The sequence below is a fragment of the Martelella sp. FLE1502 genome (assembly GCF_053484255.1).
Window position 1 is genome coordinate 88,007 of record NZ_JBAKFQ010000010.1, and the last position, 25,128, is coordinate 113,134.

Annotated in this window: 20 protein-coding genes; 15 read left to right on the forward strand and 5 right to left on the reverse strand. The window is 63.3% G+C overall.

Annotated elements, in window-relative coordinates:
- Window positions 1-59 precede the first annotated feature (59 nt).
- Both V6767_RS10860 and V6767_RS10865 read left to right on the forward strand, forming a co-directional pair.
- Window positions 60-833, forward strand: a complete 774-nt coding sequence (locus V6767_RS10860; protein ID WP_448473509.1) for a hypothetical protein — start codon at window positions 60-62, stop codon at window positions 831-833.
- Window positions 826-954, forward strand: a complete 129-nt coding sequence (locus V6767_RS10865; RefSeq protein WP_448473510.1) for a hypothetical protein — start codon at window positions 826-828, stop codon at window positions 952-954. Before V6767_RS10860 ends, V6767_RS10865 begins: the two co-directional genes overlap by 8 nt.
- Window positions 955-1,009: 55 nt before the next feature.
- Here V6767_RS10865 and V6767_RS10870 read toward each other — a convergent pair whose 3' ends face one another.
- The gene (locus V6767_RS10870) at window positions 1,010-2,902 is read right to left on the reverse strand and encodes a DUF2207 domain-containing protein (protein ID WP_448473511.1); all 1,893 of its coding nucleotides are present in this window, start codon (window positions 2,900-2,902) and stop codon (window positions 1,010-1,012) included.
- 262 nt (window positions 2,903-3,164) lie between these two features.
- Between V6767_RS10870 and V6767_RS10875 the strand changes: the two genes are divergently transcribed.
- Together V6767_RS10875 and V6767_RS10880 are read left to right on the forward strand one after the other, a co-directional pair.
- Window positions 3,165-5,312 carry a hypothetical protein gene (locus V6767_RS10875; RefSeq protein WP_448473512.1) on the forward strand — a complete coding sequence of 716 codons (2,148 nt, stop codon included), beginning with the start codon at window positions 3,165-3,167 and terminating at the stop codon, window positions 5,310-5,312.
- Window positions 5,309-6,991: a hypothetical protein gene (locus V6767_RS10880; protein WP_448473513.1), complete on the forward strand. Its 1,683-nt coding sequence runs from the start codon at window positions 5,309-5,311 to the stop codon at window positions 6,989-6,991. The genes V6767_RS10875 and V6767_RS10880 overlap by 4 nt, the downstream gene beginning before the upstream one ends.
- Window positions 6,992-7,175: 184 nt before the next feature.
- Here V6767_RS10880 and V6767_RS10885 read toward each other — a convergent pair whose 3' ends face one another.
- From V6767_RS10885 to V6767_RS10895, 3 genes are read right to left on the reverse strand one after another with little or no spacing between them, the layout of a single operon-like run.
- A complete protein-coding gene (locus V6767_RS10885) occupies window positions 7,176-8,294 on the reverse strand; it encodes a CaiB/BaiF CoA transferase family protein (RefSeq protein ID WP_448473514.1) in 1,119 nt (372 codons plus the stop codon).
- Window positions 8,294-9,517, reverse strand: coding sequence for an acyl-CoA dehydrogenase family protein (locus V6767_RS10890; protein WP_448473515.1), 1,224 nt, complete (start codon window positions 9,515-9,517; stop codon window positions 8,294-8,296). Before V6767_RS10890 ends, V6767_RS10885 begins: the two co-directional genes overlap by 1 nt.
- The gene (locus V6767_RS10895) at window positions 9,517-11,067 is read right to left on the reverse strand and encodes an AMP-binding protein (protein ID WP_448473516.1); all 1,551 of its coding nucleotides are present in this window, start codon (window positions 11,065-11,067) and stop codon (window positions 9,517-9,519) included. The genes V6767_RS10890 and V6767_RS10895 overlap by 1 nt, the downstream gene beginning before the upstream one ends.
- A gap of 114 nt (window positions 11,068-11,181) precedes the next feature.
- Between V6767_RS10895 and V6767_RS10900 the strand changes: the two genes are divergently transcribed.
- From V6767_RS10900 to V6767_RS10940, 9 genes are all read left to right on the forward strand, one after another.
- On the forward strand, window positions 11,182-12,126 hold the full coding sequence (locus tag V6767_RS10900) for a LysR family transcriptional regulator (RefSeq protein WP_448473517.1): 945 nt from the start codon (window positions 11,182-11,184) through the stop codon (window positions 12,124-12,126).
- A 450-nt stretch (window positions 12,127-12,576) separates the two neighbouring features.
- Window positions 12,577-13,749 carry a transporter substrate-binding protein gene (locus V6767_RS10905; protein ID WP_448473518.1) on the forward strand — a complete coding sequence of 391 codons (1,173 nt, stop codon included), beginning with the start codon at window positions 12,577-12,579 and terminating at the stop codon, window positions 13,747-13,749.
- The gene (locus V6767_RS10910; protein WP_448473519.1) at window positions 13,746-14,336 is read left to right on the forward strand and encodes an ANTAR domain-containing response regulator; all 591 of its coding nucleotides are present in this window, start codon (window positions 13,746-13,748) and stop codon (window positions 14,334-14,336) included. Before V6767_RS10905 ends, V6767_RS10910 begins: the two co-directional genes overlap by 4 nt.
- Entirely contained in the window at window positions 14,333-15,247 is a 915-nt protein-coding gene (locus tag V6767_RS10915) for a proline iminopeptidase-family hydrolase (protein WP_448473520.1), read from the forward strand. Before V6767_RS10910 ends, V6767_RS10915 begins: the two co-directional genes overlap by 4 nt.
- A 49-nt stretch (window positions 15,248-15,296) precedes the next feature.
- Window positions 15,297-16,988 (forward strand): ABC transporter substrate-binding protein, encoded by a 1,692-nt coding sequence (locus tag V6767_RS10920; protein WP_448473521.1) that lies wholly within the window; start codon window positions 15,297-15,299, stop codon window positions 16,986-16,988.
- A 118-nt stretch (window positions 16,989-17,106) separates the two neighbouring features.
- The gene (locus V6767_RS10925; protein WP_448473522.1) at window positions 17,107-18,135 is read left to right on the forward strand and encodes an ABC transporter permease; all 1,029 of its coding nucleotides are present in this window, start codon (window positions 17,107-17,109) and stop codon (window positions 18,133-18,135) included.
- A gap of 11 nt (window positions 18,136-18,146) precedes the next feature.
- On the forward strand, window positions 18,147-19,118 hold the full coding sequence (locus V6767_RS10930) for an ABC transporter permease (RefSeq protein ID WP_448473523.1): 972 nt from the start codon (window positions 18,147-18,149) through the stop codon (window positions 19,116-19,118).
- Window positions 19,118-20,143 (forward strand): ABC transporter ATP-binding protein, encoded by a 1,026-nt coding sequence (locus V6767_RS10935; protein ID WP_448473524.1) that lies wholly within the window; start codon window positions 19,118-19,120, stop codon window positions 20,141-20,143. Before V6767_RS10930 ends, V6767_RS10935 begins: the two co-directional genes overlap by 1 nt.
- Entirely contained in the window at window positions 20,140-21,156 is a 1,017-nt protein-coding gene (locus tag V6767_RS10940; RefSeq protein ID WP_448473525.1) for an ABC transporter ATP-binding protein, read from the forward strand. The genes V6767_RS10935 and V6767_RS10940 overlap by 4 nt, the downstream gene beginning before the upstream one ends.
- A gap of 171 nt (window positions 21,157-21,327) precedes the next feature.
- Here the strand turns inward: V6767_RS10940 and V6767_RS10945 are convergent, their stop codons facing one another.
- The gene (locus tag V6767_RS10945) at window positions 21,328-22,962 is read right to left on the reverse strand and encodes an AMP-binding protein (protein ID WP_448473526.1); all 1,635 of its coding nucleotides are present in this window, start codon (window positions 22,960-22,962) and stop codon (window positions 21,328-21,330) included.
- A gap of 148 nt (window positions 22,963-23,110) precedes the next feature.
- On the opposite strand from V6767_RS10945, the gene V6767_RS10950 reads away from it, so the two are divergent.
- Complete coding sequence (locus tag V6767_RS10950; protein WP_448473527.1) at window positions 23,111-23,848, forward strand: enoyl-CoA hydratase/isomerase family protein; 738 nt, start codon at window positions 23,111-23,113, stop codon at window positions 23,846-23,848.
- 72 nt (window positions 23,849-23,920) lie between these two features.
- Complete coding sequence (locus tag V6767_RS10955; protein ID WP_448473528.1) at window positions 23,921-25,126, forward strand: ABC transporter substrate-binding protein; 1,206 nt, start codon at window positions 23,921-23,923, stop codon at window positions 25,124-25,126.
- The last annotated feature ends 2 nt before the right edge of the window (window positions 25,127-25,128 follow it).

A 25,128-nucleotide genomic window follows, 5' to 3' on the forward strand; every position in this document is an offset into this window, starting at 1 on the left:
TTTCGACACATCGGTTAGTCAGCGACAGGTTTCGACGAATCTGAAGGAGCAAGCCAAACATGACATCCACCGACCCTACGGCCGCCAAGCCCGCCTTTGGCGTGAACGAGCGGATCGGAGAAACATTCTCCGTGCTGCGCCAGCGTTTCATGACCTTTGTCATCCTGTCCGCCGTCCCCGGCATTCTCGTCGAGCTCGCCTCCTATGCCACGGGTCTGGGCACCGGGCTGGAAGCCGACCCGTTCGCACCGGGTCAGGCGACGCCATCCGTCTTCATGATCATACTCGTTTCGGCGATACTGCCGATGCTGCTCTATTCGATCATGACCGGCATGATGGTTCTGGCCGCCTATGACACGAAATCGGGCCGTCCGGTCCGCCTCGGTGCCTATCTGAAAGCCGTGATCAACCGGCTGCCGGCGCTCATCCTGGTCACGCTGGTTGCGTCCTTCGGCGTTGCCATTGCCTTTATACTGTTTCTCGTTCCGGGGCTTTGGCTCGCCGGCGTCTGGGCCGTCTGCGTCCCCGTCGTGATGATCGAGGGCATGGGTTTCGGCGCCCTTGCGCGCAGCCGTCAGCTGACGAAGGAATACCGCTGGCCGATCATCGGCTTCATCGTGGTCGCCTACATCATCATCTTCGTCATCACCTTCCTGGTCGCGCTCGCGGCAGGCCTGTTGCCGATCCCGACGCTCATCGTCGCGATCGTGCTCGGCCTCATCAACGGCGTCGCCACGGCCCTGATTTCAATTGCGGTTTCGGTGACCTATGCGCGCCTGCGCGACATCAAGGAAGGCATCGGCTACGCCGACCTCGCAGAGGTGTTTGACTAAAGCAGACTTCGCCGAGGTCTGGGCCACCAAGGGCTCGATCGGGTTTGCCATCCAGATCGCAAAGGCCAAGGTGACGGACGAGGAGCCCGATATGGGGGACCATTTCGAGGTCCGCTTCTAGCCGATCATCAAGGCCTTTGGCCCCACTCGCAAAGATAGCGATGGTGGCGGTCGGTTTACCAGCCGCCGCCACCGCCGCCACCGCCTCCCCCGCCGGAGAAGCCGCCGCCCGAAAAACCGCCGCCAGAGCCCGATCCGTTGGGGGAGATGCAGGCCGTGAGGTTGGTGCTGAGCGCCTGGCAGGCGCCGAAGATGGTCGCGCCGTTCGCGCCCGTATCGTAGAAGGTCGGGTGCAGGCCGAAGGGGATCGGGTTGATGGTGCCGGAGCCGGCTTCCATGACACTGTCGAAGGCGCGGCTCCATTCTGACTTCATGTTGAGCGCCACCGCGAAGGGCAGAAGGGCCGGTAGCGCGTCCCTTTCGCTGCGATTGGCGTGGCGCATGTCGCCGACGCGTTCGAGATAGAGGCGCAGCCCCGCGATTTCCGCCTCACGCGCCCGCCCCTCCTCCGTCGGCTGGCCGATCCGCGCGGCAAACCACCAGAACAGCACCGGCGTTGCCACGAGGCCAAGCGCCGTCGCCCAGCCGAAGGCGCCGGTGAAGAAACCCGTCACCAGCCACAGCCCCGCGCTCGCGACAAGTCCCCCGCCCATGCCGTTTCCCGCCGCATTGCTGAACGTATCCGCCGAGGCGCGCGCATCGAAGCCCGCAAAGGCAAGGCCGATCACGATCGGCAGCAGCGGACCATAGGCGAGGATCCACCCTTCGCCATCCATGCCGGTCAGTGCAAGGGCCGCGGCAAGGCCGGAGCAGAGGAAGGCGGCGGCCAGCTTCCACCTGCCGTTCGGCGCGTAATACCGCCGGCCATGGGTGGTGCGCACCGCGCGGGCGAAATCGCCGTAAAGCCGCCGCAGGACCTGCCGGTTCTTGCGCTCGACCAGGACGCTGCCGCCTTCAGCGCGCACGCCCGAAACCAGCGCTTCCTCCCCGGGTGCCAGCGCGCCGGTATCGCCCGGGTCCAGCACGATCCGCCAGGCCTTGCCCTCGGGCACGATGGTCATCAGCCCGCGCAGGCCGAGATTGATGACCGTGGCGAGGAGCGCGGAATGGCCGAGCATCCGCCGCATCGAAATATACTGCACCTGTGCCGGCGTGGTGCCGCGCGGCGGCTTTCGCCGCTCGACCACCGGGTATCGTGAGGCCTGATCCTCTCCGGGGCGCCTGATTCTACGGGAGACGAACAGGAACATGAGGCCGAGGGCGCCAAGGCCGACGCCGGAAATCGCCACGCCCGGATTGCGACGCACCCACCACCGGAACCGCTCGGCGGCCGACGGCTCGCTGACGAAGCCCTTCGGAAAGCCGACAGCGACCGTCAGACCCTCCTCCGGGTCAAGAATACGGTAGGTCGAGACATCGACCGTGGCGCCGTCCGGGCTGAGGCCGCGTGACACTTCCGCGCGCGTCGCGCCGAGCGGGCCGGTATAGCCGGCGATCTGTGTGGCCGCTGCGCCCTCTGGCAGATGAATGGTCGCTGAGGCATTGTCGATCGGGAAGGCCCAGTAGGAGCCGGTTACATTCCAGTAGAATTCGTCCTGACCCTCGCGGCTTTCGATCTGCGGGCCGGTGCGATAGGAAAGCCGGAAGGTGTGAACGCCTGGTTCGAGATCGGTTCCGGCATCTCCCAGAAAGATGCGGATATAGTCGCTGCGGCGGGCAACGCGCATGGGCACCGGCTTGCCGTCGAGCGTGGCGGAAAAGATCTGCAGCGCGCCGGGATCGACCCCGCCCTCCGCCGTCCGTCCCGCGATCGGCAGATCGCGAAAGATGCCGTGTTCGATCCGGTATCCCTCCGCCTTGATCGCGATGGTCTCGGTAATATCGAGGCGGCCGGTCGGGCCAATCGCAATATCGCTTTCGAAACGCTCGATCCGCTCGCGCGCCAAGGCCGGCGCGAACCAGATCAGCACAAGCAGGAAGGTCGTGACAAACCGCTTCGCCGCTGACAAACGGCGGTCCCCGCTATTCGTTTTGCAATGACGCACATAAAAAACTGTCTGAAAAATCGGGCGTGATTTCATGAACAAGACTGCTGGGGACCCTGTTGTTCCGTATGGCGAATCCGGCTGAGGGGGCCTTATAGCCCGGTGAAAAAGCATAAACAAATCCGTTTGTTACAACGATCTTTCCCGGCAGGGAGTAAATCTCAACTTACAGTTACTTGCCTCTCTCAGCCCGCCCCTTCATGACTGCGCCATCGAAGGAGAAAGCATGACCGAACGACGTTTCTGGTTCGCCCTGCTTGTCGCCGCCATTCCCGGCGTGGCAAAGGCCGAGACCATCATTTTCGACCCGGCTGTCGGCAGCGAACGGACCTATCACCTCGAAATTTCCATGGCTTCCGGCTTCAGTGATTCGAGTTTCCGCGACAACCAGTTCGTTTCGGCGCTAACCCGCTTTGCGGTCACCGATCGCGACGACGATGGCGAGATCAGCATGGATGTCTTCCCTTTGTGGTTTGCCTATGACGAGGGATCGAGAGTGACGAGCACCGCCTTCGGCGACGCGCCCGACGATCTTGCCGACCTGATGCGCGAGGGCTTTTCCGCCACGATCGATCCGGAAAGTCACGGGCTCAAGGATTTCGCCCCCCGCGGCGATGCCGAGATGCCGGAAGCCATGCTGGCCCAGATGCGCGACCAGCTCGGCCAGCCGGTCCTGCCGGTCGAAATCGAAGCCGAGAAAGGCTGGACGACCACCACCACGCTGCCGGGCGTCGCTGACGTGGACATCACGGTCACCTCGGTGACGCCGGATGCGGTTTTCCTCAGCTATGAGGGCGCGTCGGCGGATACGAGACTGTCCGGCGTTTCGATGCTGGCGCGCGGCAGCGGCTGGGTCGAGCGGTCAGTGATGACTTATGATACGCGCATCAATCCCGGCGCGGAGGATGAGCGTTTCTCGCGCCAGACCATCGCGATGGCGAACACGGAAAGCCCCTTCCCGCTCTACACCCACGCATTCCGGGGCGAGCCTGAATGGCATGACATGCCGACCTTTCCGTTTTCAACCATCGTCATGCCGCCCGAGCCGGACATGGTGTTTCCCGGCAAGCCGGGAGAAGCCGACAGGCATGGCAAGACCTACACGCTGAGTTTCGCGCACGATCCCGCAGCGGGCAGCAATATCGGTCGTTTCGCACTTCATGATTTTCATCTCTTCGACGGCGAAACCGCGTTGCCGACGCAGTTCATTGCCACCTCGCCCGTGACTGTTCCGGGCGATGGCGGGTTTCGGACGGTCTCGCGGGCGCGCCCGGTCGGCATCGGCGATGTCCGCGACGATCTGGAACGGGCAACGGCGCTCACCGCCGATGTCGACTGGTATCCGTCGGAACCTTTCACGCTGACGCTGCGACCGGATGCGGACGGGAAGGCCAGCGTAGGCCGCAACGGCGCTTCGGCAAAATTCCGGCCGACAGATGAGGGCTATGAGCTGCTGTTGTCGGGAAAAACCTGGGATTTCTTTGGTCTCTCCTTCCCGGAAGGCAGCGACGTCAAGGGACGGATCTACGCCGTCGACAGCGGCGCGGACTGGCTGACGCCAGAAGAAAGCCAGGCAAGACGACTGGCACTGCCGGATTACAGCGGCCTCAAGGTTGTGCTCAAGGCTGAAACCGTGCCGGAAAAGATCGAGATCCGCGTCGAGCGCTATGCCGAAACGCCGGCCGCGACCCGCGCGGTCACCTTCCGCACCGAGCGCGGCAAACGCCTCGATCCCGATACTGAACCCGAGACGCGGGCGCTTTATCCGGTTGGCGCGCCGCCGGCGCTCGATGCACTCACGCCCGAAGGCCTTGATCTGGCCGCGCTGCGTTTCAGGCTCGCGACGACGCAGGCACAGCACTGCGCGGCGGAGCTGGATGAGCCCGTATCGCTTGCCGGTCACGACCTGGTCTTCGAAACGCAGGCGGACGAACGGACCGGCACGACGACGCTGCAGCTTCAGACCGATGACGGCATCCGCACCCATTTCTACGGGCATGAACCGATCACCGTCGTCATCAATTGCGAGACCACCATCGCATGGCGCGAGGCAAGCGAGGCGCTCGATCCCGCGCGGCCATGGCTGATCGATCCTGAAACCCTCGGCGCAGACAACACCATGACGATCGGCGCATTCAACGCGCGTTTCCGGCTGGTCAATGCCGAGGGCACCGCGCTGGCGCTGGTCACGCCGGATGGCACGCCCCTTTCCCCCGACGACACGCTCGCTTCGGCGCTCTTCGACGACGGGAACATCCGCGCCGCCGGCCGGCCCGAACGCATCCTTGAAGCGGATACTGGTTCCGACCCGGTGACACGACGCTTCGAAATCCGCTTTCCCGATCTGCCCGAACCGAGGGAGGATGCCCGATGAAAACCGCTCTCGCTCTTCTGCTCGCCCTTGCCGCAAGCGCGGCACATGCCGCCAATGTCGATGAAAACCTGGCTCCCGCCCCGGACGGGGCCTACAGCTACACCCCGCCGGAAAAGGCAAAGGACGGCGTCTATATCATCGATATTTACGACGAAGACGATGACCGCTACGCCCGCGTCTGGAACACCGCTCCGACGCTGGATGAAGGCCGCAAGGTCGGAAAGATCGAGACTTTCTATCCCGGCTCGGACTACCTCAAGACCCGCGTGCCGCTCAACGAGGCCGGCCGCCGCGACGGCGAGATGGTGACCTTCGACGAGGATGAGAATGTCGTGGGCCGCACGCCTTATGAGGATGGAAAGAAAAACGGCACGGAGGTCCGCTACTGGGCGGATGGCAAGACCCAGCGCGAAACCACTTGGAAGGATGATGTGCTAAACGGCCCGTGGCGGCTCTATTATGAGGACGGCACGCTTTCGGCCGAAAACAATCATGTCGACGGCCATATCGACGGCGTGGAACGCAAATACCACGAAAATGGCAAGCTTGCCGCCGAGATCCACTGGACGATGAGCCGGCGCGAAGGGCCCTACAGGGACTACGATGAGGACGGCAACCTTATCGAGGAAGGCCGTTATGTCGATGGCGCGGCCGATGGGGTCGTCACCGAATACTGGCCCTCGGGCGCGCGCCGGGCCGAGCGCCACTATGAGATGGGCAAACCGACGGGCAGTGCAAAACGCTGGTCGGAATCCGGCGAACTGGTCGCCCAAACCGACTATGCCGAGGATGGCAGCGAGGTGAGAAACCGGAAGTGGAAGGACGGTGAGTTGATCTGGCTCCAGGAACCGGTGCAGATCGACGGCCGCGGCGAAGGGCAAAAAACCGTCGAGCATTACGGCAATTTCACCGAAACCGAGATCAAGGCCGACGGCTATCTCCTCTTCACGAAGTATCTCAACGATGAACTGCTGGACCGCACCGAACTGGTTGACGGCGAATATCGCGGGCTGTTCGTGTCGACCACCGAAATCGACCAGATCACCACCCGCGTCCACTATGTCGACGGCAAGGAGGACGGTCTTTACACCCGCACCTGGCGCGGCCGGGAGTGGGACCGGGGCTACTACGACCATGGCAAGCGCGTCGGCGACTGGCGCCGGACGGAACACTCCAGCGACATCATCCGCGAGACCTATGACGATGACGGCAAGCTGACCGGCGCGCAGCGCACATACAGGATGAACGGCGAGCTCAAACGGCTCGCCACCTATGACGCGGGCGTATTGGACGGCCCCTACAAGGAGCTGGATGGCGACCGGATGATTGCCGGCGGCCGCTATGTCGACGGCGAAAAGCACGGCGAATGGCTGGAACAGGTGCCCTACCGGGATGAAACGAAGCAGGGCCGCTACGACCACGGCATCAAGGAAGGCCGCTGGACGACGTTCGACGGCAATGGTTACCGCATGGCGGTTACAAGCTTCAGCAACGGCATGAAGGACGGGCCGAGCTACATCTTGGCGGAAAACGGCGCGCTTGAGGAAGTGCAGATGTGGAAGGACGACAAGCGCGACGGCCCCACCACCTATTACGACGCCGGGGGCCCCGTTTCACACGAGCCCTGGCGCGATGGCCGACTGGAAGGAAATGCGGTCCCCGCCCGGGATGCGCCTTGAGCCATACAGGGTGGCAGAGGCCATCAGGAAGCGACGCGCAGCGGTCTATGGCCTGGGTGCGTAAGCGACGTCCCACAGGCACTGTCCTGGCAGCTGATTCCTGGCAGCAGCGACAGCCGCAGCGCTGCCGCTTCCGGTAGCAGACCGGGTCGTGATCCGGACAGAGGCGGTGTGTCGATATGGACTATTGCCGCTTTGGAGCGTTCGGATCGGGAACGGACGGGAAGCCGGCCTTTTCGCCTGCCCGGTCGCGACAACCGTTGATCACCGCCGGAAAATGCGGGAACGCGAAGAAAGTGCCGTCCTCTTCCCACCTGCCGATGCACCCGCGCCCTTTGAGATGCGGGTCGTCAAGGGCCTCGCCCCCCTGCCAAACCGGCACCACCGGCGCCCGGCCTGCTGCAAAGGTCTTGATCCAGTCTTCACGATCGCGTTCTTCGAAGAGCCGCGCCAAAAGGTCGGCCAGACGGGCTTTCTGCGCATCGCGGCCTTGCCGCGTCCGGAAGGTTTCGCCGCGGAGAGGGTGCCCTTCAGGGGTGCCGGCATTCAGGAATTCTGACCACAGATGGTCTTCCAGTGTTGCGATGGCGATGAATTTTCCGTCCCGACACCGGTAGATCGCGCTGTCGGCCATGACCTGCGGCTGGTCGGCCGGCGCGCCATCCGGGTCGAGGCGCGACAGGGACATCGTCAGGCAGGCGGCGGCGGTCGCGTCGAAAATGGAGGTGTCGACCACCTGGCCTTCGCCGGTCCGCTCCGCCTCCACGATCGCGGCGAAGGCGGCAAGGCTTGCCGCGTTCACGGTCAGGGCATCGGCGAGCCGGATATTGGGGCGAACGACCCTCGGTTCCAGTTCGGATGGCGCCGTGAAATATCCGGCGACCCCGAGGACGGACAGATCATGAGCAGGCCAATGCCGATAAGGCCCGGTTGCTCCGTATCCGCTGATCGAGACGATAACGAGCCGCGGCTTTATCGCGTGGAGCCAGTCGACCCCGATCCCGAGCCGGGCGAGAACGCCCGGACGAAAGCTCTCGATCAGGACATCGGCCTGCAGGACGAGATCGGCGAGCGCCGCTTTTCCGCCGTCCGATTTCAGGTCGAGCCGCAGGACCGTCTTGCCGCGATTGAGGACGCGATAGCTTTCCGGAAAGAGGCGTTCGGCCGGATCGCCGGCTGGCGGTTCGACCTTGGTGACGTCTGCGCCAAGGGTGCGCAACGTGGCGGCGGTGGCGGGGCCGGGATAGAGAAGCGAGAGGTCAAGCACCCGCTTTCCCGAGAGTGGTTGCGGAAAGCCGGGCATCAGTCGGCTCGCTCGAGCAGAGCCTTGGCGATGGTGTTCTTCTGGATCTCGGACGTGCCGGTCACGATCCGGAAAGTGCGCAGGTTGCGGAAGATGAACTCGATCGGCCCGCCCTTGAGCAATCCGACGCCGCCATGCACCTGCATCGCCCGATCGGCGATACGGAACCCGTTTTCGGCGCAGAAGAGCTTGCACATCGAGGCCTCGGCGCGAATGTCGTGGCCTTCGTCCAGACGGCGTGCGGCGTCGAACATCATTGCGCGGCCGGCGTAGAGGTCGGTCGCCATGTCGGCCAGCATGTGCTGGATCGCCTGAAAGCCGCCGATCGGCCGGCCGAACTGATGACGCCCGCCCGCGCGCTCGATCGAGAGTTCAAGCGCCAGCCGGGCGAAGCCCAGAATGGTCGAACAATGCAACAGTCGGTTGACCGAGATCCGGGCCATGGCGAGGCGGAAGCCGGCGCCTTCCTCGCCGATCAGGTTTTGCGCCGGGACCAGAACATCATTGAAGACCAGATCGGCATGGACCCCCTTGCCCGCGAGAACCTCATAATCCGTGCGTTTCGATACGCCCTCGGCATGCAGGTCGACGAAAAAGGCGGAGATGCCGCGCGCGCCGGCGTCGGGATCGGTAACGGCGAGGACGATCGCGATATCGGCAAAGCTGCCGCCTGAGATAAATCGCTTCGCGCCGTTCAGGCGGTAGCCTTCGGCGGTCTTCACGGCCCGAGTCTTGATCGAAGCCGCGTCGGAGCCGGCTCCGGTCTCGGTCAGCGCGAAGCAGACGGCGCGCTCGGCGGTCTGGACCGGCTTCAGGAAGGTCTCCACCTGGAGGGGGCTGGCCTGCTTGAACAAGTGTCCGATGCGCGGCGGGCCGGACAGGTCGCCCAGCACATGGGCCGCAAGCACGGAACCGGTCGTCAGCGCGGCTTCGCGCACGGCGCAGATGTCGGAGACGGAAAGCCCCTGGCCACCGAGTTCCTTCGGCAGAAGATAGGAATAAAAGCCGCGATCGGCGGACATTTTCCAGACCTGCCGAAGCGTTTCATGCGCGACCGGCGTATCCCAGTCGAGGCCGTTCTCTCGCTCGAAATCGGCGATCTCGCCGGTCAGGAAGTCGACCAGGGGCTCGACCGCGGCAAGGGCGGCCGCGCTGCCGCGGAAGTCGCCGAGGGCACGCGCGCGGGCCTTTTCGCGGGCGTCTGGGGACAGGCGATCCGACATCATACTTTCCTCTCTGAGTGGGCCCAGTAGGCATCGCGCACCTTGCGGCGGACGATCTTGCCATTGGGATTGCGGGGCAGGTCGTCCACGAAATCGAAGCTGCGCGGGCGTTTGAACCCCGGCAGGTTTTCCCGGCAGAGGGCCTCGAGGGAATCGGACGACACCTCGGCTCCGTCCCTGGTCACGATGACGGCCTTCACCGCCTCGCCCCATTCGCGATCGGGCACGCCGACAACAGCCACGTCCAAAACGGCGGGGTGGTTGTAGAGCACCTTTTCCACCTCGGACGGATAGACGTTGAAGCCGCCGGAGATGATCATGTCCTTCTTGCGGTCGACGATGAACATAAAGCCCTCGTCGTCCCGGGTCGCGACGTCGCCGGTGTGGTAGGCGCCGTCCTTGAGAACTTCGGCCGAAAGTTCCGGCGCGCCCCAGTAGCCCTGCATGACATCGGGGCCGCGCACGACGATCTCTCCGGCCTCGCCGAGCGCGCATTCGCTGCCGTCGTCGCGCAGGATCCGGACGTCATTCTCGAAATAGCTGCGTCCGCAACTTGCGAGTCTCGTCCGATCGCCGGCCAGGGCGTCGATGTGGTCCTGGGCGGTGAGCACCGTGATGGTGGACGTCGTCTCGCCCGCGCCATAGCCCTGCGACAGGATCGGTCCGAAAGTTTCCATCGCCTCGGCCACCACCGCGGGTGCCATCGGCGCGGCGCCATAGGCAACGCTGGTCAGGCTGGACAGGTCGTGCTTTTGCACCTCGCCGGACGCCAGAATGCGGGAGACCATCGTCGGCACGAGGAAGATGCGGTTGATCCGCTCCCGCTCGATGGTCGCCAGGAACTCCGGAATGTCGAACCGATCGAAGAGGACATTGCAGCCGCCCATATAGAGTGTCGGCAGGATCGCCATACCGGAGGCATGGGTGATCGGGCCGACATGCCCCATGCTTACGCCGATGCCGCCGTCCTTGCTCGGCCGGACCAGGTGCTTGCGCAACAGCGCCATCCGGTTGCCGTAACTCTGCATCGCCGCCTTCAGCACGCCGGAGGAGCCCGAGGTGTAATGCAGCACCGCAAGGTCCGTTTCCTTCGTCTCAAGGCTTTCGAACCCGGCTTTCCCCAACTCCAGAAGGTCGGAATAGAGGATGTCGCCCGCATCGCCGGAAATCGCGACGACCTTCTTCAGGCGCGGCATAAGGTCCCGACGCTCGGCAAGGTCGGCGGCGTGTTTCGGCCCGGCGATAACGACCTCTGCATGGCTGTCGTTGATGACGTGAACCGTCTCCTCGGCGGAGAGGCGCGCATTCACCGGCACCTTGACCATCGCGCCCTTGTAACAGGCAATTTCGGTCGCAAGGATTTCCGTGCAATTCGGCGCCTGCATCGCGACATGGGTGCCCGCCGGAAAGCCCGCGGCCATCAGGCCGCTCGCTAGCCGGCTGGTTTCCGCATCGAGCTGCGCGAAGGTAAGCCGCCGTCGCTTGTCCACGGCGGCGAGCGCATTCGGCCAGTAGCATGCAGATCGCTGCACGACTCGTCCCAGATTCATCCGTCTCCTCCCGAGCATGTTGATCGGCAGGCTAGCGCCAGCGCTGGCCATGTCCAAAAAACAATTTGCAGCTGGCCTCCATATGGTTTTGATATAGCGAGGGGAGGCGACGCCATGAACTCACGGCAACTTCAGTATTTCTACGCCGTTCTGCGCGAGGGCGGATTTTCCGCAGCCTCAAGACGGCTGAATGTGGCGCAGCCCGCTCTTTCGGGCCATATCGCCGCGCTGGAAGCGGAGCTCGGCGTGAAGCTGTTCGAGCGGACGAACAAGGGCGTCACGGCCACCTCGGCCGGGGTCAGGCTGGGGCAGCATGCTGCCGCGATCCTCCGGCAACTCGATCTTGCCGCGGCCGATGTCGCCGGCGACGACGGCCCTGGCGGCGAAGTCATGGTCGCCCTGCCGCTGACTGCCGCCTATCTGCTTGCGGCCCCCCTGTATGAGCGTGTGGCGCGGGACTTGCCGCGCGTGAAACTGCGCATCGTGGAAGGGCTGAGTTTCGAAAGCGGCGACATCATGTCGTCCGGCCGCGGCGACCTCGGGCTGGTGCCGAATGCCGCCGACCTGCCGAACCTGGAATCGGTGGCGCTGTTTCAGGAACATCTCTATCTCGTCGGAAAATGGGACGGGCAGTCGCCACGCGTAGGCGAAGTGCCGTTGAGCGCGCTGCCTGACTATCCGCTGATCCAGACAAACAGACGCCTGGTGTTGCGGCGCGCCATCGAGGAGCTCGCGACCTCGCAGGGGATCCGGCTGAACACCGCGTTCGAGATCACCGGGCTCCATGTCCTTTATTCTCTGCTCGAGGCCGGGCTTGGCTACGCCATCATGAACTGGGCGCTGCTGGGAAGCCGATGGGACATGAATATGCTGGCGGCATGGAAGATCGTCGAACCCGAGGCCAGGCGCACGATTTCGCTGACCTGGCCCTCCAACCGGCCGATGACCGACGCCGTGCGCGCCGTGCGCCAGATCCTGGTCGAGGTTCTGCGCGAGGTCGTGGATGACGGTCGCTGGCCAGCAATCGACATCGCATTGAGAAACGACGACTGGCTGTAGCGTGGCGGCAGGGCCATCATCTCCGAACGTCATTCCAGCTTTGATGCCAGTGGACCTGCGCTGAAATGCCCTTGCATTCGCGGCTTTTCCTGGCGCTATCACCCTATTGCTACCATCCATGACCAGCGCTACGAACGGCTTGAGCAAGCGTAAGCGCGCTTCGAGTGCAAGGCGGCGAGATTGTTGTCAGCCCGCTTGAACAAGCCGGATACTCTAGATTTCGGCAGCGATAGAGAAACCGACAGAAGGTTTTTCTGCGGTTTGCTTATGATGAATGAAATCGGCAAAAGATCAACAAATGTGCAATCTCGGCTATTGACTGAATTTTAATCCATGCTTAGGCTTCGGGTTAGATATAGGCCCCACTGGCCATCGGCAACCGCGCCCCGTTGAACGTCCTTCAAGGACGCGACGGGGTTTTTTATTTTTTGACTGGGGAATCGCAGGCACGTGTCCAGATCAGGCCCTGTTTATCCTGTTGCGCTGCTGTTTTCGGCCGGGGGCACCTATGCCTCGCTCGGCCGGGAAGCGGTTGCCGGCGCGCTTGCGGCCATCGCCGAGATCAACGCGGACGAAAATCTTCCCGTTCGTCTCGCGCCTTCGATCGCCGATCCGCAGGGCCAGCACTACGCGCATCTGGCGGAGGTCGCGCTCGGCGAAGGCGCCCGGCATATCGTCGGAACGATCACGTCGTCCGGCCGCAAGGAAGTGATTCCGGTGGTGGAGAGACAGGGCGGCCTTTTGTGGTACGCCTTCCCGTATGAAGGTTACGAGGCCAGCGACAGTACGCTCTATTTCGGCGCGTGTCCCAACCAGCACCTCCTGCCGCTGTTCGAATATGTGATGCCGCGCCATGGCAACCGGCCCTTCGTCATCGGCTCCAACTATATCTGGGGCTGGGAGGTGGCGCGCATTGCCCGCGAGCTTGCGGAAGCGCGCGGCGGCTCCCTTGCCGGTGAACGCTATCTTCCGCTCGGCTACACATCCTGCGACCATCTGATTGCGGAAATCCGCGAGCGCCGTCCGGATTTCATCCTGTCAAATCTGGTTGGCGAAAGCCTTCATGCCTTTGTCCGCGCCTTTCATGCGCTTGCGCAGGAGGATGACCGCTTCGCGCCGGAGCGCTGTCCGGTCGTCTCGTGCAACGTGACCGAGGCGGACATCGAGGTGCTCGGCGCGACCGCCTACGGACACATCACCACGTCGAGTTATTTCGACGGGCTCGACACCCCTGAAAATCGGGCATTCAAGGCCCGGATTGCCGAGCGCCAGGGCCACCGCAAGGCGGTCTCGTCATGTTTCGCTTCGGTCTACTCCGCCGTTTCGGTGCTCGGTCATGCCATTGCCGAGGCCGGTACGGACGATCCGCGGATCGTGCGCCGGGTCGTGACGTCGCGCCGGTTCGATACGCCGATCGGGGCGCTCACGGTCGATCCCGCGACACAGCACGCAGCGCTTTCGTGCCATATGGCGGAGGTCGGGCAAGACGGACGGTTCCGCCTGTTCGACCGCAGCATCGGACCGATCGTGGCCGACCCCTATCTTTCCGGTGACCCCGCGCGCGAAGCCTTCCGGCCGATGCCGCGCGCCGAAGGCGCCGCAGGTTTGAAGGTGGTCAGATGAAGACGTTCAAGCGACCGGACCTCGCCGGCACGAAGGCTCTCATTCTCCACCCGCCGCATGCAACCGCCGACGCGCTGGCGCGGCAACTGGCGCTTTTGAGGATCTCGGCGCGGGTGGTCTGGCCGCAGCTCGATCTGGCGGATGCCGAAGCCGATTTTGTGTTTTTCGATGTCGATGGCGGCCATGAAGGCCAGTTTCCCTGGGAGCCGGGTCGTGCCCCCATGCCCACCATCGCGCTGATCGGTTCTGAAGCGCCCGGCCGGATCGAATGGGCGATTGCACAGGGCGCCGATGCCCATCTCCTGAAGCCGATAGGCTCCACCGGCGTCTACAGCGCGCTGCTTGTTGCAAGCCACGCCTTCGAGACAATGCGCCGGCAGACGGATGATATTCGCGCGCTAGAAGGCCGGCTGCGCCAGCGGCCGTCGGTCGTCCAGGCCGTTCTCCTGCTGATGGAAGAGGGCGCGCGCGACCAGGAAGCGGCCATGAAGACCCTGCGCGCCATTGCCATGACCTGGCGGATGACGATCGAGGAAGCGGCGAAAGCCATCTGCAACAATGAGGGCCGCACCAAACGCGGCGCATGAAAGACAAGGAGAAAGACGTGTCAGTGACGGAAGGCTTTGCACCCTATGGCGAATATCGGACCTGGTACCGGATCACCGGCGATCTGAAATCCGGTAAGCCGCCGCTGATCGTGGTCCATGGCGGTCCTGGCTGCACCCATGATTATGTCGACAGCTACAAGGATGTCGCCGAAAGCGGGCGCGCCGTCGTTCACTACGATCAGGTCGGAAACGGCAAGTCCACGCATCTGCCGGAAAAGGGCGCCGATTTCTGGACCGTCGATTTCTTCAAGAAGGAATTGCACAACCTGATCGACCATCTCGGCATTCGCGATGCCTATTGTGTGCTCGGCCAGTCGTGGGGTGGCATGCTGGGGGCGGAATTCGCAATCGATTGCCCCGCAGGCCTCAAGGCGCTGGTGATCGCCAACTCCCCGGCCGCGATGGAAACCTGGATTTCCGAAGCCAACCGGCTGCGCAAGGCGCTTCCAGGCGGCATTCACGAAACGCTATTGAAGCACGAACAGGCCGGCACGACCGACAGCGCCGAGTACAAGGCCGCCACCGACGTGTTCAACCAGAACCATGTCTGTCGCATCGTGCCAATGCCGCCGGAGGTCCAGCACACATTCGATCAGATCGACGCCGACCCGACGGTCTATCACACCATGAACGGGCCGAACGAGTTCCATGTCGTCGGTACGATGAAGAACTGGTCGGTGGTCGGCAAGCTCTCAGCCATCGAAGCCCCGACCTATCTGATCTCCGGCCGTTTCGACGAGGCGACCCAGGCCTGCGTCACACCTTACCTTGAAGAAATCCCGGATGTCCGCTGGACCGTGTTCGGCGCGTCGTCCCACATGCCGCATGTCGAGGAGCGGGACGCCTGCATGGCGGCGGTCTGCGCCTATCTCGATGAAAAGGCCCCCTGAGCGGCGCGCGATCAACCCTGAACCAGAAAGCAAAAGAGGAACAGCAGTGATGAAGACAATCAGGCATTTGAAGACAGCAGGAGCCGCGCTCGCCGTCGGCCTTCTTGCGCAGACGGCGCTTGGCGGCCTTGCCCAGGCACAGGATCGCGACGCGCTTCTGAAAGAGCACAGCGGCGGCACCATGATGCTGGGCGCTGTTTCGGCGGCCGGCACCATCGACCCGCATGTCAACTACACCGCCGAATTCTGGCAGGTGTTCCAGATCCTCTATGATGGTCTGGTGAAGTTCAAACAGGCCTCGCGCGCGGAAGGCTACGAGATCGTTCCCGATCTCGCCGAGGCGATCCCGGAACCGCAGGACGACGGTACGACCTACGTGTTCAAGCTGCGCGACGGCATCAAGTTCGCCGATGGCACGGATGTGACGGCGGAGGATGTCGTCGCCTCGTTCCAGCGCATCTTCAAGATCAACGGCCCGACCTCCGGCTCGTTCTACAACAACATCGTCGGCGCCGATAAATGCCTGGCCGAGGCGGCAAGCTGCACACTGGAAGGCGGTGTTGTCGCTGACGAAGAGGCCGGCACCGTGACCTTCCATCTGGTCGCGCCGGATTCGGAATTCTTCGACAAGCTCGCCGTTCCCCATGCGGCAATCCTGCCCGCCGAAACGGCTGCGACGGATGCCGGCACCAGCTATATTCCGGGCACCGGTCCCTACATGATAGAGAGCTACGATCCGAACGACAAGATGGTGATGAAGCGCAATCCGGAATTTTCCGAATGGAGCGTCGACGCCCAGCCGCAGGGTTACCCGGACGAGATCGTCTACCGCTTCGGCATGAACGAGGAGTCGATGATCAACGCGATCCAGAACGGCCAGCTCGACTGGATGTTCGATCCGCCGCCGGCAGACCGGCTGAACGAACTCGGCACGCAATATGCCGACCAGGTTCACGTCAATCCGCTGGCCGCCTTCTGGTATGCGCCGATGAACACCAATCTTGCGCCGTTCGACAACGTCAAGGTGCGCCAGGCCGTCAACTACGCCATCGACCGCAATGCGCTGGTCAACATCTATGGCGGTCCGGTTCTCGCCCAGCCAACCTGCCAGATCCTGCCGCCGGAGTTCCCAGGCTTTGAGGAAAGCTGCCTCTATACCGAAAATCCGGGCACGACCTGGACGGCGCCCGATATGGAAAAGGCCAAGCAGCTTGTCGAGGAATCCGGCACAGCCGGGCAGAAGGTGACGGTGGTCGCCGAAGACACCGCGACATCGCGGGCGGTCGGCACCTATCTGCAGAGCGTTCTGGCCGAACTCGGCTATGATGCCACGATGCAGGCGATCTCGCCGAACATCCAGTTCACCTATATCCAGAACACCGACAACAATGTGCAGATCTCGGTCTCGCAGTGGTTCATGGACTATCCGCAGGCTTCGAACTTCCTGAACGTTCTCCTGTCCTGCGCTTCGTTCAACGAGGGTTCGGACGCCTCGATCAACATCGCGGGCTATTGCAACGAAGAGATCGACGCCAAGATGGCGAAAGCCATGCAGACGGCCGTGACCGACCCGGAAAGCGCCAACAAGATGTGGGCAGAGATCGACAAGGCATTCATGGAACAGGCGCCGGTTGCGCCGCTGTTCACGCCGAAGAATGTCGATTTCACATCCAAGCGCGTTGGCAATTTCATCTTCTCCAACCAGTTCCGCTGGCTCATCGACCAGTCCTGGGTGCAGTAACTAGGATGGCTTTGCCGCTCCCGGTCTGATGGCCTGAAGGCCGGCGACCGGAAGCGGCAGGGCCCGGAAGACATCACAGGCAGGGCGTTTGCGCCCTGCCGCCGACCAGACGAGATTCATGCCCATGACAGACGCCGCGATACCAGCAACAACGGCAGAACCCGCACGCCGCGCCGGACAGAGCCCGATGCGGCGCGCCTGGCTGATCCTGTCGCGCGACAAGGCCGCCATCGCCGCCTTCGCCGTGCTGGTGGTGATCGTGCTCGCCTGTCTCGCCGCGCCGCTCTATGCGCAATATGTCGCGAAGTCCGATCCGTTTCGCTCCAATCTTTCCGGGACAATCGAGATCGATGGCAAGGCGGAGAAGATCATGCAGGCCTCGACCACCGGTCTCGGCCTCGGCGTTACTCCCATCGGCCCCACCTGGCATGGCCAATACATGCTCGGCGCCGACAATCAGGGCCGCGATGTCGCAGCCCGCCTGCTTTACGGCGGGCGCAACTCGCTGCTGATCTCATCGGCGGCAACGCTGATCTGTCTGGTGCTGGCGGCGGCCATCGGCATTTCAGCCGGTTTCTTCGGCGGCTGGGTCGATATGGTCCTGTCGCGGATACTGGAAGTGCTGTGGGCGTTCCCGGTCTATCTTCTCGCAATCTCGCTTTCGATCGTGCTGCTGTCGCAGACGATCGTTCTTGGTCCGATCGAGATCAGTTCGGGAAGCCTCGCGCTGCCGATCGTAATCATCGGCATCATCTACGTTCCCTATATCGCAAGACCGATCCGCGGGCGGGTTCTGTCTTTGCGCGAAAGCGAGTTCGTGCTTGCCGCCCGCGGCCTCGGCATTCCGCGCTGGCGAATCCTCGTCAAGGATATCCTGCCGAATGTGACGACCACGCTGATCGTCTATATCCCGATCATGATGGCGCTCAACATCGTCACGGAATCGGCGCTCTCCTTCCTGTCCATCGGCGTCCAGCCGCCCGATGCGAGCTGGGGCACGATCATTCAGGACGGCCAGGGCCTGCTCTACACCCGGCCAATGGTCGCGCTCGCCCCCGGTATCGCGATCGTGCTGACCGTGTTGGCGCTGAATGTGCTCGGCGACAGCGTGCGCGATGCGCTCGATCCCAGAACCAAGATGCGCTGAGGGCCGATCCGATGTTTTTTGCCATCCTTCAGCGCCTCGGCCAGATGATCTTCGTGATGTTCGGCATCTCGGCGCTCGTGTTCCTGATCTTCTTTGCAACGCCCGGTTCCGATCCCGCCGCGCGCATTGCAGGACGCAATGCCGCCCAGGAAACGGTTCAGGCGATCCGCAAGGATTTCGGCTTCGACAAGCCGCTGCCCGTCCAATATGTGGTCATGATGAAGAAGCTGTTCGTCACCCGCGATCTCACCTCCTTCGTCAATCGCGGGCTCGAAGTGGTGCCGCAGGTGATGCGCGCGGCCCCGATCACGCTGTCGCTGGTGTTCGGCGCGGCGGTGCTATGGGTGTTCGGCTCGATCGCGGTCGGGGTTCTGGCGGCGATGTACCGCGATACGGTGATCGACAAGGGGCTGATGATCCTGGCGCTGATCGGCGTGTCGATGCCGGTGTTCTGGCTCGGAGAACTGATGAACCTCGTTTCCCAGAGCCGGTTTCATGACACCTGGCTTTTCTCCTGGGTGCCGGGCCTCGGCTACAAGCCGTTCTTCGACGGCCCCTGGCTGTGGTTCAAGACGCTCGTGATCCCGTGGTTTACGCTGGCCGCCCTTTATATCGGCATTTATGGCCGGGTTCTGAGGGCCAATCTGGTGGAGGCCTATCAGGAAGACTATGTCCGCACCGCCCGCGCCAAGGGCCTGTCGCCCGGCCGCGTCATGCTGCGCCATGCGCTCAGAATGTCGATGATCCCGTTCGTCACCATGTTCGGTCTCGATTTCGGCGTTCTCGTCGGCGGCGCCGCGCTGTTGACGGAGGTCGTGTTCGGTCTGAATGGCGTTGGCCGCCTGACCTATCAGGCCATGCTCAACCTTGACCTGCCGATGATCCTCGCGACCGTGATGTACGCTTCGTTCTTTGTCGTGGTCACCAATGCCATTGTCGACATCATCTATGTCGTCATCGATCCGCGTGTGAGGGGACGCTGATGGAAAAGAGCGCAAACGCGCCGCTGCTCGATGTACAGGGCCTGTCGGTCTCCTTCGCCACCGACCGGGGACGGGTAAAGGCAATCGACGACGTGTCCTTTCGTGTTGAAAAGGGAGAAATCCTGTCGATCGTCGGCGAATCCGGATCGGGCAAATCGGTGACCTTGCTGTCGCTGCTCGGCCTCAACGATCCGAAGACCACCTTCGTCGAGGGCTCCGTCGCGTTTCAGGGCAAGCGCCTGCTCGAAATGCCGGACCGGGCGCTGCGGCGGTTGCGCGGTAAGGAAATCGGCCTGATTTCGCAGGATCCGATGACGGCGCTGACGCCGGTCTATACGATCGGCTGGCAGATTGCCGAACAGATCCGCACCCATGAGAATGTTTCGAAGAAGGCCGCGCGTCTGCGCGCTGTCGAACTCCTCACATCCGTCGGCCTGCCCAATCCCAACGAGGCGGTCGACCGCTATCCGCATCAGCTTTCCGGCGGCATGCGCCAGCGCGCCGTCATTGCCATGGCGCTGTCCTGCAGCCCCTCGCTTCTGGTTGCCGACGAGCCGACGACGGCGCTGGACGTGACCGTGCAGGCGCAAGTTCTGGATCTGCTTTTGAAGCTGCGCGACGAGTTCGGCTCCGCGATCATCCTCATCACCCATGATATGGGCGTGGTCGCCGAAGTCGCGGACCGTGTTCATGTCATGTATGCCGGACGGATGGTGGAAAAGGGAACGACGGCGGAGGTCTTCGACCGGCCGATGCATCCCTATAGCTGGGGGCTGATGGCCTCCATCCCGCCGCTCTACGGCGAAAAGCTGTCACGCCTTCCCTCCATTCCCGGCATGCCGCCAACCCCGCAGCAGGCCCCGACCGGCTGCGGTTTCGCGCCGCGTTGCCGGTTTGCAAGGCCGGAATGCGAGGCCCGTCCGCCGACCCGCCGGGACGGCGACCATACCGCGCTGTGCGTGCTTGATGGCGCCGAGCGCGAGACGGCGCGACGGATGGTTTTGGGGCATGAGGTGGTCGCATGAGCGAAATGACGAGCCGCGAGACGGCGCCGGCGAAGACGCCGCTGATCGCAACCCGCGACCTTTCCAAGCACTTCACCGTCGGCAAGACCATGCGGCCCGGTTCGGGCCGGACGCTTTATGCCGTGGACGACATCACGCTTGAAGTCCAGCAGGGCGAAACGCTGGGGCTCGTGGGGGAGTCCGGATCAGGCAAATCCACCCTCGGCCGCTGCCTCACGCGGCTTTACGATCCGACCTCCGGGACGCTGGAATTTGACGGCAGCGACATCACCCGCACCGGCGAGCGCGGACTGCTGCCGGTGCGCCGGCGCATGCAGATGATCTTTCAGGACCCGTCGGCCTCGCTCAACCCGAAACGGCGCGTGCGCGATATCGTTGGCGAGGCGGTGCGGGTGCATGGCATCCGCAAGGGCAACGCGGTCGATCACTGGCTCGAGGAGCTGATGGATATCGTTGGCCTCCGCGCGGAATATCTCGACCGCTATCCGCATGAATTTTCCGGCGGTCAGCGCCAGCGTATCGGTATTGCCCGCGCGCTGGCGGTCGAGCCGGAGCTGATCGTTGCCGACGAGCCCGTCTCCGCGCTGGATGTGTCTGTTCAGGCCCAGATCGTCAACCTGTTTTCGGATCTGCGCGAACGGCTGAACCTCACCTATATCTTCATCGCGCATGACCTGGCCGTGGTCCGTCAGGTATCGTCACGCGTCGCGGTCATGTATCTCGGCTCGCTGGTGGAAATCGGAAAAACCGATGCGCTCTATCGCGCGCCCCGGCATCCCTATACGCAGGCATTGCTGTCCGCCGTGCCGCAGGCGGAAAACCGCGGGAAACGTCAGCGTATCCTGCTGGAAGGTGAAATTCCAAGCCCGCTCGACCCGCCGAAAGGCTGCAAGTTCTGCACCCGCTGTCCGTTCGCCACCGATCGCTGCCGCACCGAGCGCCCAAAACTGCGGGATTTCGGCGACGGCCATCAGGTAGCCTGCCATTATCCCCTCGGCACTGTTGCAGATTAAGGCCGATGCGCTTGTGTACGATCTGGCGCCGTAAAGACGGCTTCGCGCTATGTCGCCAAGCCCGCGCGCGTGCCTCTTGAAATTGCCCGACGATATCCCGCCCATCTGCACTTCAACTTTCTGCCCGAGACGCAGGGCGGTGGGCGTGGATCACGGCTCCTCAAATTCCTGCTACATTCCTGCCGCGCGCCCAACTTTTGCGCCCTCGCGATCCCAGGTGTCGGCGGTGACGCCGTCCTTGCGCAGCAGGTGCTTTTGCACCTTCCCGGATGCCGTCTTCGGCAGGTCTTCGAGGACGCGCAGGTAACGCGGCACCATGAAGCGCGGCAGCGTCCCGGCGAGCCGCTCGATGACGGAGGCCGGATCGATGCCTTGCCCGCTGGCGGGCGATACGACGATCAGCACGTCATCCTCGCTGAACTCGGACGGCACCGCAACGGCGGCGCATTCGCGGATCTCCGGCAGGTTCAGGACCTCGCTCTCCAGCGCGAAGGACGAGATGTTCTCGCCGCGCCGCCGGATGACGTCCTTGAGCCGGTCGACAAAGTAATAGGTGCCGTCCTCGTCCCGCCGGAAGCTGTCGCCGGTGTGGAACCAGCCATTGCGCATGGCATCGACGGTCGCCGCGGAATTGTTGTAATAGCCCGCCATCAGCGCCCAGGGGCGGTGCGACCGGATGATCAGTTCACCCACCTCGCCGTCGCCCAGCGGCATGTCGTTTTCATCGACGATCCGAAGCTCGCACCAGGGGCGCGGCTTGCCGGCGATCCCCTTGGTCTTGATGCCGGGGCCGGCATGCAAGGGGCTCGCAATCTCCGTCATGTTGTAGATGGTCCAGGCCTCGATGCCGAACCGTTCGGCAAACAGAGGGCCATCCTCGCCGAAGGGCGTAATGAAGGCGCGGCGCAGCGGATGGTCGCGATCGTCCGCGCGGACCGGCGCCTTCAGCAGGAAAGCGGCCATGACGCCGAGAAGGAGGCAGTAGGTCGAGCCGGTCTCGCGAACGGCCTGCCAGAACGTATCGGTCTTGAACTCGCGCATCATGCCGATCGAAAGCCCGCGCGCCAGCATCGCGTTCACGTAAAGCGTCGAACCACAATGGAAGATCGGCCCGCAGATCATGCAGCGGTCATCGGCCTCGACACAATCGAAAGCGTCCGGCCCCATCGTGTAGTGCTGGGCATAGGTGCTCATCACCCCCTTGGCGTTGCCGGTCGTGCCTGAGGTATACATGATCGCATGCAGGTCCCAGGGTTCGATCGGCTGCGCGAGGTTCAGCGCTTCCGCGTCCTCGACTTGCGGGTCGACCAGCGGCTGAATGTCGTAGCCCTCGATCACGGCGGGTTCACCCTCGACCACCAGCACGGTCTCCACCTTTCCGGGCTTCACCTCCGCCAATCGCTCGATCAGCGCGGCCTGCGCAATCAGGACGGGTGCATCGGCATCGTTGAGGATGTGTTCGAGCATGTGACCGCGCGCGCCGGTATTGATCGGCACATAGACCGCGCCGAGATAGTTGATTGCGAACCAGCTGCATAAAAGATCGGGACTGTTGCCCATCAGACAAAGCACATGGTCGCCTCGCTTGACGCCCGCATGCGCCAGCGCGCTGGCCCTGAGGCGGACCTTGCGATGCAACTCGCCATAGGTCCATGTCGGGCCGGGCCAGAACTGGACGAACGGCGCCTCTGGCTGGGTTTGTGCATATCCATCAAGAATATAGCGCAGAACGGAACGCTTGCGATCAAGTGCCGGATCGGCCGGCGCAACGGTTCCGCGGGCCTTGTCCTCAGACATACGGGCCATCTTCTCCTCCTTCAGAAAAGGTCATGTTCAGGACGCACGTCGGCTCCTCGTCCTCTCATATTTCATATTGCATTGTTGGGCCTCAATGTGCAACATACTTAGTAGTATGTCGCTCGGCGACGATGAAATGACGAGGGAAATGGCCGCAATGTCAGGTGTGGAGGTTGAAGTTCAGGGCGCGATTGCAACCGTACGATTCGATCGTGGCGGAAAGGCGAATGCGCTGGATCATGCGATGATCAGCGCGCTGGAAGCGGCGGCGACCGAGCTCTCGCTGAATACCGATGTTTCGGTGGTCGTTCTGGCCGGCACGCCAAAGATCTTCGCTGCCGGCGTCGATCTGAAGGATGAGCGGCTGTGGAACCCGCAGGCACCGGCTGTCGCCCGTCATCTCTCGATGAATGCGGGCGTGCGCATGAGCACGGCCTGGCGGCGGCTTCCGCAGATCGTCATCGCCGCGCTCGAGGGGCCGGCGATCGGCGGCGGCGCGATCCTCGCCCTTTGCGCCGATTTCCGCGTCATGGCCGAGGGTGCCTATCTGCGCTTTCCGGAGGTGCGTCTCGGCATGACACTCGGCTGGGGCGGTTTGGCCCTTCTGACCGAACGCGTCGGCGCGGGCCGCGCCAAGAGAATTTTGTGCTGCGATGAAACGATCGGTGCCGACGAGGCGCTGACGCTCGGCCTCGCCGACCGCACGGTTCATCAGGGCAAGGCCCTTGAAGAGGCGAAAACATGGGCGAACGCGATCGCGGAGATACCGCCGATGTCGCTGCGCATGACCAAATCCGCCATCGACGCTCATGCCCGTCGCAATTGGGCCGAAGGCGCCGAGGGCGACCAGTTTCTGCTGGCCAAGCTGCTTGCCGAAGGCGGCGGCGGGGCCTGATCACCGGCCGGCGCGTGGGTTCGCCCGGCTTTTTCATGCACCCGAGTGGTGCCAATTGGGAGGAGAATATTTATGACTGCAATAACAAAGGCCATTCTGACGTCGGCCTTCTCCGTCGCGCTGGCGGCGGGAGCGCAGGCCGAGCCTTATCGGATCGGTGTTCTGACAGACATGTCGGGGATGAATTACGATCTTTCCGGCAAGGGCTCGCAAGTCGCCGCAGAGATGGCTGTCGAGGACTTTGGCGGCAAGCTTCTGGGCGAAGATGTCGAGGTCATCGTCGGCGACCACCAGAACAAGCCGGATGTCGGCTCCACGCTGGCGCGCCGCTGGATCGACGAGCAGAACGTGATCGCGATCGCCGACGTGCCGACCTCCTCGGTGGCGCTCGCCGTGCAGGAAATCACCCGCCAGAGCGATACGGCGCTGCTGATCTCGACCGCGGGCTCCTCGGCGCTGACAGGCGCGTCCTGCTCGCCGTCGACCGCCCAGTGGACCTGGGACACCTATGCGCTGGCCAACGGAACCGGTCGCGCGATGACGCTGCAGGGCGACAAGACGTGGTTCTTCCTGACTGTCGATTACACCTTCGGCCACGCGCTTGAGGCCGATACGGCTGCGGCCGTCAAGGCCGCCGGCGGCACGGTTGTCGGGCAGGTCATGCATCCGCGCGAAACCTCCGATTTCTCGTCCTACCTGCTTCAGGCCCAGGCCTCCGGCGCGGATGTGATTGCGCTTGCCAACTCCTCCGGCGATACCATGACGGCGCTGAAACAGGCGGAAGAGTTCGGCATCACCGCCGGCGGGCAGGATATTGCCGGCATGCTGCTGTTTCTGACCGACGTCCATGGCGTCGGCCTCGACATCGCGCAGAACCTGACGCTAACGACCGCGTTCTACTGGGACATGAACGACGAAACCCGCGCCTGGTCCGAGCGGTTCGGCGAACGGATGGACGGCAAGATGCCGACCATGGTGCATGCCGGCGTCTATTCGTCGGTGATGAACTACCTCAAGGCCGCCGAGGCATCGGGCCAGGCAAAGAGCGGCTCCGAGGTCATGGAAACCATGCGCGGCATGGACATCGACGACTTCTTCAACCACAATGCCTCCCTGCGCAAGGATGGCCGCGTCGTCCATGACATGTACCTCGTCCAGGTCAAGACGCCAGAGGAATCCAAGGGGCCGTGGGACTACTACAAGGTCCTGCGCACCATTCCGGGCGACGAGGCTTTCCGGCCGCTCGACCAGAGCGATTGCCCGCTCGTCGACGGGTAAGG